Source organism: Exiguobacterium sp. s39 (assembly GCF_018618925.1).
GTDB lineage: Bacteria > Bacillota > Bacilli > Exiguobacteriales > Exiguobacteriaceae > Exiguobacterium_A > Exiguobacterium_A abrahamii.
Genome location: NZ_JACSNA010000001.1, coordinates 953,453 through 966,862 on the forward strand (window position 1 = coordinate 953,453; position 13,410 = coordinate 966,862).

Here is a 13,410-nt window from a genome sequence, read left to right on the forward strand (position 1 = left end):
CGTCGATCGTGATCGACAGAGAGGAGCTCCATCCATGCAATATTTCTACATGAGACCCTATCCGGATGATCCAGACTGTTCTACGCAACAAGCGGAAGCCGACAAGATTGATGTGACGACACGTGTCATCGAGACGCATGATTCGGCCAAACGACGGACGGAATTAGAACAGATGCTCGAAACCCTTCAGACGGGAGACGAAGTCATCGTCACGCATCTCTACATCTTAGCAGACTCGACGCGGCACTTGATCGAGATGCTCGAGCACATGGAGACGCGCGGTGCGACGCTGTGGTCACTCCGCGAACAGATTCGGACGAGCGAGCGTGCCTCCTTGTCGTTTCTTGAAACGGCACGCCACCTGGTCCAGCTGCAAAGTGATGTCATCAGCATGTCGACGCGTGCCGGACTCTCAAAAGCAAAAGAACAAGGAAAGCAGACCGGTCGCCCCCGGAAGCCGGATGAAAATGTCCGCCGCGCGATCGCGATGTATCAAAGTAAAAACTATTCACTCGCTGATATCCGCGAACAGACCGGTATTAGTAAAAGTACGTTGTACCGATATCTCGAAAGCGAGACAATCGATGCAACGGATAAAGGCTGACTCCATCATGGAATCAGCCTTTTTTTCAGCTATTTTGCTTTAAGGTGTTGCCGAGCCATTTTTGGAGGGCTTTTCCGCCTTCATAGAACGAGCTGTCTCGTAATTCATACGTATGACCACCTTGTTCAATCAAGTCGAGGAACGTATTCCCGACATCCCGGTTTTCCCATTTCCGCTGATCCGTCAAATACTTGAAACCGAAGTTACATTCGACGTTGAAGATGATGTGGAAGGGTTCCTTGAACGATTGGACGGCACGAATCATCTCAATCAAGATCATCCGTTTCGGTGATGACGCTTCGAACGTATCGAACAGTGTCGTCCGGCGTCCGTGAAACTCGATGACGCGGATTGCGCGACCGGTATCAGCTTTAAAATCATAACTCGTCCGAATCGAGACGATGATCTCGCGTTGGTCTGGTTGTACTGGCATGGTGTATCGCTTCCTTTCTCTCGGTCGATTATAGCATGGACCTGCTTGAATTTAATAGATATCAACGACTCGGTCTCAAGAAGGATTGTCGTAACCCAAAATTTGTCTTATACTAAAATTACCAAATACATAAAGGAGCGTTTTCGTGAAACATCTATTTTCGATACTCCTCTCGGCGAGTCTTTTGTTCACGGGTTGCTACTGCACTCTCGATGAACGGACGGATGAGCCGCACTTCAAATCACGTGCCCGCTCCATCTCCTCGTATCATACCTTCGACATCGAATACGCGAAAGGACTAAGGAAGGAGCAAGTTTCGAACCGAACAGTCACCGTGACGGATTCGAACGGTGAACGGATGCAAACGGAGATTGAAGTCCTTGACGGCAAAGAAATCCGAATCAAACCACCGCGCTCTGGATACAAAAAAGGACGCCGCTACATCATCCACATTCGGGATTCGATCGACGCCCGGAAACAAGTCCATACGAATACGATTCGGGAACGAACCTTCACTGTCGACCGCTGACAGACAAGGTTCGTTTTTTTATTTGGATCGAGCCGGAAAGACGGTGTAACTCATCGAGATGATCCCATCGATCACGAGGACGAGCCCCCACAGTTGTAACGTCCGTAAGAGACTCTCCGTCTGCTCAGCATCTCCCAGCCACAAAATCATCGCACCGAGTAACGTCCCACCAATCAAAAATGCCAGCACGTGCCGATAGAACCCGTTTCGCTCTTTACGTGCCTTTGAAATGCGCTCCCGTGATACTTGTTCTCTCAGGATGAACCGGCGATACATCCCGTCCGCCCAGGCAATCATCTGTTTCCCAAAGGCAAGTGAGACGCCGATATAGATCGCAGCAAGTCCGTGCGCGATCGTCGCTGTGCTGCCGCAACTTAAGTCAAACACCGTTAAGACCAGTAAGACGATATCAATCACCGGTGACATCGCCATCAATCGAAAACCAAGCTTCTCTCGTCTGAATCCATAACGCACGATTAGTCCAGCGACGATGAATACCCAAAATAGAATCTCACAACAGACGATTGCCCACGCGACAAGTTGCATATCAATCCTCTCCTTTTTAATACGACTGTATCATAAAGATAACACCTCTTTTGTAGCTTGACTAGTCTTTTTAATACATTCGTGCTAAAAAGATGATATAATCGAGGTATGCCAAAACAAGTCAATCACGAAGAACGCAAACGCCTCATCGCGGAAGCGACGTGGCGCACGATTTCTCAAGTCGGTATTGAACAAGCCAGTGTCCGGACGATCGCCAAGGAAGCGGGACTCTCGCTGGGTGCCTTGCGGTATTACTTCACGACCCAGGACGAGTTGCTCCGCTTCTCGATGGACCTCGTCCAAGAACGGGTCCAAGCACGCATCACAACCATTTTCGAGAAAGGAGGAACCCCGGAAGAAACGTTATGTGACGTCTTACTTGAGGTCTTACCTTATGCACCCGAGCATCAGCTCGAGATGCAGGTCTGGTTTCAATTCATGATGTCCGCGTATACATCGCAAGCGGCGGAAAATCCGGACGATATCTACCATATGGTTCAAGTACTGTTGACACAGATTCCGGACGGTACACTTCGCGCGGGCTTAGACATTGCGCTTGAGAGTGAACGGCTCGCAGCACTCGTTGACGGGTTAGCCTTTCATGCTCTGTTTCGACCAGAACGATTACCAAAAGAACGCCTGCGTCATGTGCTCGTCCATCACTTGAACGCCCTCTTCGTCCGTCCTTTAGCGATCGACGACAAATAACCCGCTGTTCCCTTTGCGCGCGAGGGAAACAGCGGGTTTTTCATCGTCTTGCTTCTACGAGAATCAACGAGACGGAGCGAATCAAGAAGAACGTCAAAAACGCTGCCCAGACGCCCTGATTTCCAAAAGTCGGTGTCAGCAGGAGGACGACCGCAAAACCAATGCCTGCTTGAATCATCGAATTCCGGACGGGTGTTGCTTCAACCCGTCCGGCAAAGATGCCTTCATAAATCATCGCCCAACCGGCGAGGAGCGGTAGGATGATGATCCAGAAGTAATAATCGCGCGCTGCGTCTAGGATTGCCTCTTCTGAAGTGAACAACTGTAGGAGCGGTGTCTCAAGGAAGAGGAGCACCAGTGACCAGAAGACGACCGAGTAGAATCCAAACGTCCGTGCCAAACGGACACTCGTCCGGTATCCTGCCTGATCTTGATGCCCTCTCGCCCGACCGACGAGAACCGTTGACGCATGACCGAGTCCACCGAACCAGTACGAAATCAGATACTGGATTTGTAGCAGGATCGCGTTGGCTGCGAGGACATCCGGTCCGAATTGTCCACCAGCACGTGTGAACCAGCCGGTGACGAGTAGAAGGAAAATCGTACGAATGAACAAGTCACGATTGACTTGAAAGAATTGACGGTACGCGTGCCATGCCGTCAAGGCGCGCCATTCATCACGCGTCATCGATAAATGACCACGAATCAGGTACAGACTACAGACGACGATGCTGATCTCCGCGATGACGGTCGCAACCGCGATTCCAGCAACACCGGCATCCAATCCGTAGACGAATCCGATATCGAGAACGACATTGACTCCTGTACTAAACAATTGGACGAACAAGGCGTGCTTGACCTGACCGGTACCAATCAACCAGCCGAGTAACGCATAACCCATCAACACGAACGGTGCGCCAATCATCCGGTATGAAATATACGTCTTGACCGCGTCTAGCAAGTCAGCGGGTGGTGCAAGTAAGTACAGTCCGATTTGCTCGAGCGGCTGTCGAAACAACAGGATAAGTAGACCGATGCAGGCTGCTAGAAACAACGGTCGGTAGAGGGACGTCCGTAAGGCGTGCACGTCATTCGCCCCGCTTGCTTGGGCACTGAATCCTGTCGTACTCACTTTTAAGAAACCGAACAACCAGTAAATCGTATTGAAGAAGACGGCTCCGACGGCGATGCCGCCGATCGCCCGCGGATCACCGGATTGACCGATGACGATGGTATCGGTCACACCAAGCAAGGGTGTCGCAATACTTGAGAGAATCAGCGGATACGCGAGTAACCAGTACGTTTTGTGGGTCGGTTGTGCGTTCACCATGTTCCGGCCTCGACGAATCGTTGGGTATACGCACCACCTGATTCCAATCGATCAATCAAATCAACAGCGCGACCGTCACGTAAGACGAGTATTTCCGAACAGAGGCGCCGGATGAAATCAATATCGTGCGAGATCAATACAAGACTGACACCGAGTGTCTGCTGCAGGCGTTCCAGTAGCTCGATGATCTGCGTCCGAGAGACGACATCAAGTCCGGTCGTCGGCTCATCCATCACGATGATGTCGGGTTCAATCGAAATCGCGCGGGCGATCGCGGCACGCTGAATTTGTCCCCCACTCAATTGATGGGGCAATCGATCGAATAACCGTTCCTCCAACCCGACAGCAAGTGCGAGGGCTGTAATGAGATTTTCTTCTGACGTCGCTGGGAAATGCCGCAAGATCGGACGATGCCGACGAAACGGTTCAAGAATCGATTCCCGCACCGTCCATTCTGGATTAAAGGAAGCGAGAGGATGTTGAAAGACGGCTTGAATAGCTCGTCGCTCGTTTCGGTGCCCACTCGGAAATGCCTTTTCATGTAAGGAAATCAAACCATGCGTGGGTTTGAGCAGACCGAGAATCAATCGTCCGAGTGTCGTCTTGCCACTCCCACTCTCCCCGATGATGCCAATCGACGCCTTTTTCGTCACGTGAAATGAGATATTCGACAAGATAGACTGACCCTTTATCTGATAAGTAAGATCTGTTACGGATAAGACTGGTGACATGAACTCTTCCTTTCTTCCAGTGATGTACGATGCGCTTGCATCAAGCTCATCGTGAACGGATGACGACTTTGCTCGATCATCTGTGGTGTTCCCGTCTCGACGATTCGTCCATCCTGCATTAAGACGAGTTGCTCCCCATAATGTAAGGCAGGTCCTAATTCGTGGGTGACGAACAAAATCGTTGCCCCGTACTGGTGTTGGTATTCGGTCAACCAGTCGAGTAAACGACGTGTCAAGACGGGATCGAGTGCCGTCGTTAATTCATCCGCTAAAATCAACCGTGGTTTTAAGGCAACGGCAAACAGGATCGCAAACCGTTGCAATTGCCCACCGCTCAACTCTCCTGGATATCGGTCCAACCAGGTCGGGTCCAACTCAAGTGTTCGCAAGACGTCATCGATATAAGGATGATTGATCTTGCGCCCATGTGCGCGATATGTATCCCGTAACATCTGACGCATCGTTAAAAACGGAAGAAACGCATCGGTATACTGCTGCGGTATGTAACCGATATCGAGACCACGTCGCAGGGGTTCGTCCGAGATGACTTCTCCCTTCGACGACATCCCGTCCGGCAATCGATCCAGTAATCGTTTCAGCAAGAGCGTCTTACCGCTCCCGCTCGCTCCGACGAGACAAATGAATTGGTGAGCCGGTAGCGATAGATTCACGTCATGCAGAAGGACGTGTTTCGCCCGAACGTGTAAGCTCCGAATCTGAATCATTTACGTGTCCTCCTTTTTTCTTCATCCACCGCGTCCATCCCATCGTCGCGACGACGGTCAAGACGATGCACGCACCTGGCAAAAGCATGAGCCGGGGTGCCGAACTGAAATAAGGACGTCCTTCGTTCAACATCGCTCCCCACTCTGGCAGTGGTGCTTGGACGCCAAGCCCGATATAAGAGAACGCCGATAAGAATAAGATGACTTTGCCGACATCCAAACTCATTAACACGACGACTTGCCGAATGATAGTCGGAAGGATGTGGCGTCGTAAGATCATCCTGTCTGTTAACCCGTTGATGCGTGCCATGCTGATGTATGGCTTTTGCATCGTCTCGGTCACGAGTGTCTCACTTAATCGCGCGTAGGAAATCCATTTGATGAGTAATATCGCAAAGATCAAACTTTGAGGACTAGCACCAAATAGTCCGGCAATAACGAGTGCTAGAACGGTGTCTGGAAAAATCACGAGACCATCTTCTAACCGATGAATCCACCGCTTGAGACGTCCATCATAAAAGCCAGCTAGACAACCAAGGCAGGTACCGATGCACGCTGTGAGCAACACAGTAAGTAGGCTGAAACCTAAGGATATCAAACTAGCTAAAAAAAGACGAGCTGCGAAATCTCGTCCTAAACCGTCTGTTCCGAGCCAATGTTCAAATGAAGCGGGCTCAAGTCTTTTTGCTATGTTTGTATTAAACGGATTAATATATACGGTATATGAAATAAATAGTAGGAGACATCCCCTGAAAATAAACCATCTTTTTTTCATGTATGTGTTCCCTTCTGCCAATCTGGTCGTAACGCCCGGTTTAGCGACCGGATACCTTGATGCAGGACAAGAATGATGCCTGTCGTCAGCAAGATGTACCCTTGGATCAGTGGGTAATCGCGTTGCAAAATCGCATCGACCATTAATTTTCCGACACCTGGATACGCGAACAGGACTTCGAGGACGACGACACCCCCGGCAAGACTGCCGAGCGTCAGACCGAATACGGACAGGACCGGTGGCACACTGCCGCGTAACGCATAACGCCAAAGGATCGTTCGCTCGGATATCCCACGCATCCGTGCCAACTCGATGTACGGTTGGTTCAGTTCACGGCGTAGATTCAGTCGAATCAATGGAATATAGACGCTCGCAAGTGGAAAGCCGAGCGATAGAGCCGGGAGGACGAGTGACGTCATCCCTTCCCGTCCCATCACAGGTAACCATCCGAGACGGACGGCAAACAGATCGACGAGCAACAGACCGATCCAAAAACCAGGCACGGCCGCTCCGCTCATGCTGACAAGGTGCGCGAGACGGACGACGCTTCGGCGCGTCGTCAAGGCGCTACCGATTCCTAGGGGTAAGGCGATTAATAAAGCGATCGTAAGACCGCCAAGTGCCAGCTCCGCTGTCACGAGATAACTCTCTAACAACATCTCAATGACCGGTCGTCCCGTCTGTAACGAGTTTCCGAGATGTAAGGTAAATATGTCTTGCAGCCAACGGACGTACTGGACGAGCATCGGCTGATCGTATCCTAATTCACGGCGCGCGGCCTCGATTTGTTCGGGCGTTGCTGATAATTCATCGATATTCAATAACGTCAAGACCGGATCACCCGGCAGTAACCGTAACAAGACAAAACAACTGAACGTGATGAGTAGAGTGAATAGACTCAGCGATAGCAGTCGTTTGACGATCGAACGCATCAATCGGTCACCTGCAACGTGTTCGTGATCATGTAGTATTCACTCTTTTCCGTTTTCCATCCTTTGACGCGTTTGCTGTCATAGGCGACGAGTGTTGAAGGATGGAGCAAGAAGCTATTGTAGCGTTTCTCGTCGACATATCGCGCGATTTGCTCCGCAAGCCGTGAACGCTCCTCGATCTGAATCGTTTCATTTAACGTCTCGATCTGTTTCGTCAACTTCGGATCCGCGACACGACTGAAGTTCAGTCCCCCGTTCGGATGATAGGTCGCGTTCAAATAATATCCAGCATCCCCACGCGGAGCTGTCAGATTGCTGTACGTCGCGATATCCCAGTCCCGGTTACTTGCCATGTATTCTTCTGGGACATCGATCTGTTTAATCGTGATCGCGACACCAATCTTTTTCGCGTCATCTTGAATGACTTGAGCGATCAACGGCAGGTCTGGTCGAGCCGCATACGTCAATAACGTCAGCTTTAAAGGACGACCGTCCTTTTGCATCCGTCCATCTTGCTTCGTATAACCAGCTTGTTTGAGCCATTCCTCAGGCGTCTTCTGCTCTTGTTGCGGATAGTTCGGAGCAAATGGGAATGACGATAGGAATGGACCACGTGCTGGCACCGCATATCCTTGGAGGACGTGATCGACGAGTTGCTTTCGATTGATCAAAGCATCCATTGCCTGTCGGACTTCAAGCGATTGCATCGGACCGTTCGCGACATTCATTGTCAACTGATGGACACGGAACGTATCCGTCGCTTGGACTGTCAACCCTTCAGACTTCAACTGCTTGACACTCTCGATTTCCGGTCGATAGACGATGTCCGCCTGTCCGGCACGCAAAGCGTTCGTCCGTGCGCCAGCATCTTCGTTGAAGACAAAATCAACGGAATCAAGTTTCGCTTGTTCTTGCCAATAGGACTTGAAACGTTTTAACTCGACTTTTGTTCCCGGAGCGAACCGCTCGACTTGGAACGGACCGGTTCCCATCGGTTCCTTCGTCACCCCGCTCGCTTTCGTGTCAATGATTGCTGTGTTCGGATTGACGAGTTCCGAGATGAACTCTGGATATGTCGTCTTCGTTTGAATGAGCAGATCGGGTCCGTCCGTTTTGATCGTCTCGATATTCAAGGCATTCTTGACACCTGGATTTTCGTCGATTGAGCGTTCGAGAGACGATTTGACGGCTGCCGCATCAAGTTGTTTCCCATTATGGAACGTCACGTCTTCCTGTAAGAAGATCCGCCATGTTCGCTTTCCTTCGTAGGACCATTTTTTCGCAAGCCACGGCTCGACCGTCAATCGTTCGTCATCAAGACGGACGAGCGTCTCCGTCACCCCTGCGCGAAGCGGAACATAACTGCTGTCCCGATGCGGATCGAGCGATTGTGTCGCGAAGTTATAGACAAACGTCAAATGGTTTTGCTCTTGTGGCTTATCAGAAGCAGCACAACCGGCAAGTGTCAAACCGAGGAAGACACTGCCGATGAGGCTCGCAGTTTTATATGTAGACATTGTTCTCCACCTTTAATTCGGAATAATTACGTTTTACATCATATCGTAACGATTCCGATTTAACAAGCGTCTTTTCTATTTCTCTATATTGAATTCGCCATCAAAAAAATACCGAATCAACTACAAGCGAACAGCTCGTGTGATTCGGTAGCGGTGTATTTCTTATAAGACGTCGACGAATTGTTTTGCCTGACGCTCGAGTTGTTTCGCTGAATCAGCCAATTGATCGAACTCACTGACCGTATGCTCGAGTTGACCCGTACTGTCCTTGACCTTAGACGAAATCCGCTCGATGCTGTGCGAAACGTCTTCGATTCGTTCTACAATCCCTTCAATGTTGTCCTTGATTTCTCCGATTGAATGCGACACTTTGTTCGACAGGTTTCGGACTTCGGTCGCGACGACATCGAATCCGCGCCCATGTTCACCTGCACGTGCCGCCTCGATTGCCGCATTCAAGGCGAGCAGATTCGTCTGCGCTGCAATATCACGGATCGTCTTCACGACGTCGGTGATCGAGTTCGCATCCTTTCGTAAGGCAACAAGGCTCGACAGATTCTCGACGGATTCCGCCTCGACTTGTTGGACGGTCGCCAGCACGTTCAGACCATCCTGACGACCACTCTCCGATTTGACCGTCAAGAACGCGGATGTCTCGTTGAGTTCAGCCGCCATCCGTAAGACGTCCTGTTGGCGAATCGTAATGTCCGATGCAATTTTTGAGACACCGACGACCCGGCGCCCGTCATCCGAATAGATCGGCATATAGGTCGCTTCGAGCCATTTCTGTTGCCCATCAGCAGCCCAGCGTTCAATCTTGTCCTGATACGTAATTCCTTGCATCAATTTGCGCCAAAACAACTCATAATCCGGACTGTTGACGTACGCTGGAAAGCAAAGATCACGGTGGTATTTACCGATTAGCTCTTCCACTTCATACCCCATCGTCCGGGCAAACAACTCGTTGACATATGCGACTTTCCGTCGATCGTCAAAGCGGATGATTGCCAGATTTTGCTCGATTGCTCGAATGACTTGTGTGTCGGTGACGTGTGCTGCTTGTTCCTGCATCGACATGCCGATTCCTCCCTGGATTCAAACTCAAGGTCATAATGCTCCTATTGTCATATTATCCCTTATATCGACAGGTTCCTGCCATTTTAAACTGTAATCTAGTAAATAAGATACGATTTTTAATACGCACTCCATCCACCATCGGCGACGACGATCGCCCCGTTAATAAAACTCGCCTCGTCAGACACGAGGAACAATGCCAACTTTGCGATCTCATCCGGCTGACCGGTACGTGGATTGAGTGCCATGCCAAGCATCGCGCGGTCCATCCCGAATTCATTCAGGTTCGTCATCGATTGTCCGATGTTCGTCTCGACGGCTCCAGGTGCGATCCCATTACACCGGATCCCCTCTCCGGCGTAGAAGAAGGCGGTATTCTTCGTCAAACCAATGACGGCATGTTTGGAAGCGGTATAGGCTGCTCCTGCTCGGGCACCGTTCAGACCGCCAATCGAGATGTTATTCAGAATGACACCACCTTTTACTTCCTTGAAATGCTTGACCGCTTCGCGCATCAGACGCATCGTTCCCGTCGTATTGACGGCGAAAACATGATCCCAGCGTTCATTGGAGATGTCTTCCACTCCCTCCATTCCGTCCATGATCCCAGCATTGTTGACGAGAACGTCCAGTTTGCCGTAAGCCTCAAGCGCTTGTTGGACGAGTTCTGTTGCTGCGTTAGGTTTGGCGATATCACTTACAACAGCGATCGCTTCTCCACCCGCTTCCTTGATGTCAGAGACGACCCGTTCAACGGTTTCCAACCGAATGTCCGCTGCGACGATCCGTGCGCCTTATTGTGCAAACAATTTGGCCATGGCTTCACCCATTCCTGAGCCAGCTCCCGTGACGATGATCGTTTTACCTGTTAGTCGCATCATGAATCATCCTTTCGTTTATCGTGATACTAATCTATTCCCGAAAAAGGCTCTAGTTTAGTCAAACGTCGTGTCGATTCCATGAAAAAAAGACCCGACGATTTTCGTCAGGTCCTGCAGTTAATGCGTTGCAATTGTTTCAATGCGACATCAACGTTGAGCCGGTTTCCGGATTTCTCCGATTCTCGGAACTTGCTCGGATCAAATAATCTAAATTGATGATTGATCCAGTTTTGTCGATAGATTTCGTGTGCTTGTTTTATGATTTCTTCGTCTGACAACTGTTTCATGTCTATTTCCACGCAGTCGAAATCATCTACACCGAACTCGAAACCACAGCATGGACAAATTTCGTTACTCCCCGCAAAGTGTTCATAATATGGTGGATCTTCAAGTTTATTGCATCCACACACAGGACAGATATAATACGGATCGTTTGGTTTCAAAGATACGATGCCTCCTTAAGATAATGATCATTCTTTTCTTATATCTATCGTAACCCATCCAACCGTTATTTTAGAGAGGAAGTCATGTTATGAACACATGAAAAAAAGACCCGACGAGTTCGTCGGATCTTTTGACTTCCTTATTGCAGTTCGCGGCTCTTTTCTTCTTGTTCGTTGTTCGATTTATTTTTTGCTTCAAATTCAGCGCGTGTCATGACGTCCTCGACGTGCATGTTGACTTCGACGACTTCAAGTCCTGTCATGTCACTGATCGATTTTTTAATTTTAGCGACCGTCTCTTGGAAGATCGACGGAATGTTTTTACCGTATTCGACGATGACTTTCAAATCGAGTGCGACTTGGCGTTCGCCGACTTCTGCTCCGATTCCTTTCGTAATGTCTTCCGAACTCCGGAGACGATCCGTCAGTCCACTCATGAATCCACCACTCATTGACAAGATGCCTGTCACTTCATTCGACGCAATCCCTGCGATTTTTTTGATGACTTGATCTTCGAACGTCAATTTATTCTCGCGTACCACTTCGTTTTCAGTTGTTGTGTTTACTTCGTTTGCCATTTGAAATCTCTCCTTTTGAATGTGTAGTTAGATATATATGAATCAGTCCCGTTGAAAGAACTGAATCCACCCTTCGATATCGAGCGCACCATCGCGCCACTTCCCAATCAAGAATCCGATCGCTGCGAAGGCAACGATGAGAATTGTCGGACCAAAGCCAATCGTCAAGAATAAGATGGCGAGGATTAGACCGACAAGTCCTCCGATCAGTCGGAACCGATACGGGTAAAGTGCTTCCCTTGTCTTCATGTTCCCTCTCCTCTCTTAGACGACACGTTCCGATGTTTTTGTTTTCGTGTCACTGATTGTGACCTTCGTACTCGTGACCGGCAACTCGAGTAAGGATTCGACGGCTTGTTTAGCGCGTTCTTGGATATCCTTCGCGATCGTCGGCAGTCCCTCTTGTCCGAAGACGGAGCAGTCGACTTTTAAAGCAACCGTCTCTTTTTTCGAATGGATATCGGCATGGACACGCGGTGTCCGTACGCCACCAACCCCACGAATCGACTCCAGTGCCGTCCGTTCGATCGTTTCCTTCGAAATCGTGATCGTTCCGTCACCCGTTTGAATCAACAGACGTTGACCTTTCGAGCGGCTGAATAATCCTGTGAATAATAGAATGACGAATACGAATGCTAAAAATCCTCCGATGGATAGAACGGTATAGCTATACCATTGCTGATCCTGCCACTGCTCAATCAATGAACTGAGCCGTGGAACATCATACACACCGAGCACAAGCAGCCCGACACTGACGAGTCCGAGTATGCCTATGATGACGAGTAAGAATCGATTGAACCCATTCATCTGCACCTCTCCTTTACGATTGTTAACTTCTTTCACCCAGGTGATTCAACACATGAACTATTATGTGTATGGTGCTTTTATTCCCGTTCATTCGAACCCGAAACATTTAAATACACTTTTGTTAAAATGTTCATATATTCTGATTATTCAGACTATAATTAACGAAATAAGTGGATTATTTACTATATTTAGCGAAAAAAGACCTCTTTCAACTAAAAAGAGGTCAACAATCTAATTCATTTATCATTTCCCGTATACTTCGTCAATATGTTTTTTGAAAAATGATCATTCTACTTCAATCGGAATGGCAAAATAACCGTTTCCTTCTTCTCACCCTGCTCTAATCTGATAGACATATTTTCCACGGGTCGTTGGTAAAGTGATATTTTCTACGTCCTGAAACGTTTTAAGCTTTTTTCCATTTGCAACGGACCATAACTCAACGGCAACAGTTTTTGGATGCGGACCATTTCGAAAAAGAATCGACATCTGTTCTTCCGGTGCAACGCGTTCACCTTGTTTATCTTCTACTTGCTCAACTGGTCCGATCTTTGTATCAGCCGTCTCCCCTAAAAAAATTCCCGACCACGTATACGTTCCTAAGTACACCTTTGCTTCACGATTTTCAATCGTCACGTCAGGTGCTGGTGGTTGATGGCGGAAAGGATCCAGCGAGAAGAGTAACCCTAAACTAATCAGCACTATACCAATAAACGTTTGTTGTTTCACGAGGCAACCTCCTACAAAATGTTTTTAAATCAATAAAAGCGGCAATACCTTTCAGGGAGTACGTTATT

The 13,410-nt window shown here is 49.0% G+C and carries 16 protein-coding genes and 1 pseudogene; 3 read left to right on the forward strand and 14 right to left on the reverse strand.

Going from position 1 to position 13,410, the window contains the following annotated elements; genetic code table 11:
- Window positions 1-34: 34 nt before the first annotated feature.
- Entirely contained in the window at window positions 35-604 is a 570-nt protein-coding gene (locus KNQ11_RS05050) for a recombinase family protein (RefSeq protein WP_214728686.1), read from the forward strand.
- Between the two features lie 25 nt (window positions 605-629).
- On the opposite strand, the gene KNQ11_RS05055 is transcribed toward KNQ11_RS05050, so the two are convergent.
- Window positions 630-1,037: a hypothetical protein gene (locus tag KNQ11_RS05055; protein ID WP_023468357.1), complete on the reverse strand. Its 408-nt coding sequence runs from the start codon at window positions 1,035-1,037 to the stop codon at window positions 630-632.
- Between the two features lie 145 nt (window positions 1,038-1,182).
- Between KNQ11_RS05055 and KNQ11_RS05060 the strand changes: the two genes are divergently transcribed.
- The gene (locus tag KNQ11_RS05060; protein WP_029341748.1) at window positions 1,183-1,566 is read left to right on the forward strand and encodes a hypothetical protein; all 384 of its coding nucleotides are present in this window, start codon (window positions 1,183-1,185) and stop codon (window positions 1,564-1,566) included.
- An 18-nt stretch (window positions 1,567-1,584) separates the two neighbouring features.
- Here the strand turns inward: KNQ11_RS05060 and KNQ11_RS05065 are convergent, their stop codons facing one another.
- Window positions 1,585-2,112 carry a hypothetical protein gene (locus KNQ11_RS05065; RefSeq protein WP_214770155.1) on the reverse strand — a complete coding sequence of 176 codons (528 nt, stop codon included), beginning with the start codon at window positions 2,110-2,112 and terminating at the stop codon, window positions 1,585-1,587.
- Between the two features lie 108 nt (window positions 2,113-2,220).
- On the opposite strand from KNQ11_RS05065, the gene KNQ11_RS05070 reads away from it, so the two are divergent.
- Window positions 2,221-2,820 carry a TetR/AcrR family transcriptional regulator gene (locus tag KNQ11_RS05070; protein WP_214770158.1) on the forward strand — a complete coding sequence of 200 codons (600 nt, stop codon included), beginning with the start codon at window positions 2,221-2,223 and terminating at the stop codon, window positions 2,818-2,820.
- A gap of 40 nt (window positions 2,821-2,860) precedes the next feature.
- On the opposite strand, the gene KNQ11_RS05075 is transcribed toward KNQ11_RS05070, so the two are convergent.
- From KNQ11_RS05075 to KNQ11_RS05130, 12 genes and pseudogenes are all read right to left on the reverse strand, one after another.
- Complete coding sequence (locus KNQ11_RS05075) at window positions 2,861-4,150, reverse strand: MATE family efflux transporter (protein ID WP_214770162.1); 1,290 nt, start codon at window positions 4,148-4,150, stop codon at window positions 2,861-2,863.
- On the reverse strand, window positions 4,144-4,881 hold the full coding sequence (locus KNQ11_RS05080; protein ID WP_251139633.1) for an ABC transporter ATP-binding protein: 738 nt from the start codon (window positions 4,879-4,881) through the stop codon (window positions 4,144-4,146). The genes KNQ11_RS05075 and KNQ11_RS05080 overlap by 7 nt, the downstream gene beginning before the upstream one ends.
- The gene (locus KNQ11_RS05085) at window positions 4,860-5,606 is read right to left on the reverse strand and encodes an ABC transporter ATP-binding protein (protein WP_064299852.1); all 747 of its coding nucleotides are present in this window, start codon (window positions 5,604-5,606) and stop codon (window positions 4,860-4,862) included. Before KNQ11_RS05085 ends, KNQ11_RS05080 begins: the two co-directional genes overlap by 22 nt.
- Window positions 5,554-6,174, reverse strand: coding sequence for an ABC transporter permease (locus KNQ11_RS05090; RefSeq protein WP_214770168.1), 621 nt, complete (start codon window positions 6,172-6,174; stop codon window positions 5,554-5,556). Before KNQ11_RS05090 ends, KNQ11_RS05085 begins: the two co-directional genes overlap by 53 nt.
- Before the next feature lie 203 nt (window positions 6,175-6,377).
- Window positions 6,378-7,313 carry an ABC transporter permease gene (locus KNQ11_RS05095; RefSeq protein ID WP_214770170.1) on the reverse strand — a complete coding sequence of 312 codons (936 nt, stop codon included), beginning with the start codon at window positions 7,311-7,313 and terminating at the stop codon, window positions 6,378-6,380.
- A complete protein-coding gene (gene nikA / locus KNQ11_RS05100) occupies window positions 7,313-8,830 on the reverse strand; it encodes a nickel ABC transporter substrate-binding protein (RefSeq protein WP_214770173.1) in 1,518 nt (505 codons plus the stop codon). The genes KNQ11_RS05095 and nikA overlap by 1 nt, the downstream gene beginning before the upstream one ends.
- A gap of 162 nt (window positions 8,831-8,992) precedes the next feature.
- The gene (locus KNQ11_RS16895) at window positions 8,993-9,907 is read right to left on the reverse strand and encodes a methyl-accepting chemotaxis protein (RefSeq protein ID WP_285801330.1); all 915 of its coding nucleotides are present in this window, start codon (window positions 9,905-9,907) and stop codon (window positions 8,993-8,995) included.
- Window positions 9,908-10,023: 116 nt separating this feature from the next.
- Window positions 10,024-10,782, reverse strand: a pseudogene (locus tag KNQ11_RS05110) (SDR family oxidoreductase).
- Window positions 10,783-11,368: 586 nt separating this feature from the next.
- Window positions 11,369-11,806, reverse strand: a complete 438-nt coding sequence (locus KNQ11_RS05115; protein ID WP_023468370.1) for an Asp23/Gls24 family envelope stress response protein — start codon at window positions 11,804-11,806, stop codon at window positions 11,369-11,371.
- Window positions 11,807-11,848: 42 nt separating this feature from the next.
- Complete coding sequence (locus tag KNQ11_RS05120) at window positions 11,849-12,055, reverse strand: DUF2273 domain-containing protein (protein WP_035397250.1); 207 nt, start codon at window positions 12,053-12,055, stop codon at window positions 11,849-11,851.
- Window positions 12,056-12,070: 15 nt separating this feature from the next.
- Entirely contained in the window at window positions 12,071-12,613 is a 543-nt protein-coding gene (gene amaP, locus KNQ11_RS05125) for an alkaline shock response membrane anchor protein AmaP (RefSeq protein WP_064299846.1), read from the reverse strand.
- Window positions 12,614-12,943: 330 nt separating this feature from the next.
- Window positions 12,944-13,342, reverse strand: coding sequence for a hypothetical protein (locus KNQ11_RS05130; RefSeq protein WP_214770176.1), 399 nt, complete (start codon window positions 13,340-13,342; stop codon window positions 12,944-12,946).
- Window positions 13,343-13,410 lie beyond the last annotated feature (68 nt).

What these genes read in the sequence shown, in the direction of transcription:
- KNQ11_RS05095 (WP_214770170.1), bottom strand. Translation starts at nt 7,313, where the DNA reads ATGCGTTCGATCGTCAAACGACTGCTATCGCTGAGTCTATTCACTCTA.
- KNQ11_RS05115 (WP_023468370.1), bottom strand. Translation starts at nt 11,806, where the DNA reads ATGGCAAACGAAGTAAACACAACAACTGAAAACGAAGTGGTACGCGAG.
- KNQ11_RS16895 (WP_285801330.1), bottom strand. Translation starts at nt 9,907, where the DNA reads ATGTCGATGCAGGAACAAGCAGCACACGTCACCGACACACAAGTCATT.
- amaP (WP_064299846.1), bottom strand. Translation starts at nt 12,613, where the DNA reads ATGAATGGGTTCAATCGATTCTTACTCGTCATCATAGGCATACTCGGA.
- KNQ11_RS05065 (WP_214770155.1), bottom strand. Translation starts at nt 2,112, where the DNA reads ATGCAACTTGTCGCGTGGGCAATCGTCTGTTGTGAGATTCTATTTTGG.
- KNQ11_RS05120 (WP_035397250.1), bottom strand. Translation starts at nt 12,055, where the DNA reads ATGAAGACAAGGGAAGCACTTTACCCGTATCGGTTCCGACTGATCGGA.
- KNQ11_RS05050 (WP_214728686.1), top strand. Translation starts at nt 35, where the DNA reads ATGCAATATTTCTACATGAGACCCTATCCGGATGATCCAGACTGTTCT.
- KNQ11_RS05055 (WP_023468357.1), bottom strand. Translation starts at nt 1,037, where the DNA reads ATGCCAGTACAACCAGACCAACGCGAGATCATCGTCTCGATTCGGACG.
- KNQ11_RS05080 (WP_251139633.1), bottom strand. Translation starts at nt 4,881, where the DNA reads ATGTCACCAGTCTTATCCGTAACAGATCTTACTTATCAGATAAAGGGT.
- KNQ11_RS05075 (WP_214770162.1), bottom strand. Translation starts at nt 4,150, where the DNA reads ATGGTGAACGCACAACCGACCCACAAAACGTACTGGTTACTCGCGTAT.
- KNQ11_RS05070 (WP_214770158.1), top strand. Translation starts at nt 2,221, where the DNA reads ATGCCAAAACAAGTCAATCACGAAGAACGCAAACGCCTCATCGCGGAA.
- KNQ11_RS05085 (WP_064299852.1), bottom strand. Translation starts at nt 5,606, where the DNA reads ATGATTCAGATTCGGAGCTTACACGTTCGGGCGAAACACGTCCTTCTG.
- nikA (WP_214770173.1), bottom strand. Translation starts at nt 8,830, where the DNA reads ATGTCTACATATAAAACTGCGAGCCTCATCGGCAGTGTCTTCCTCGGT.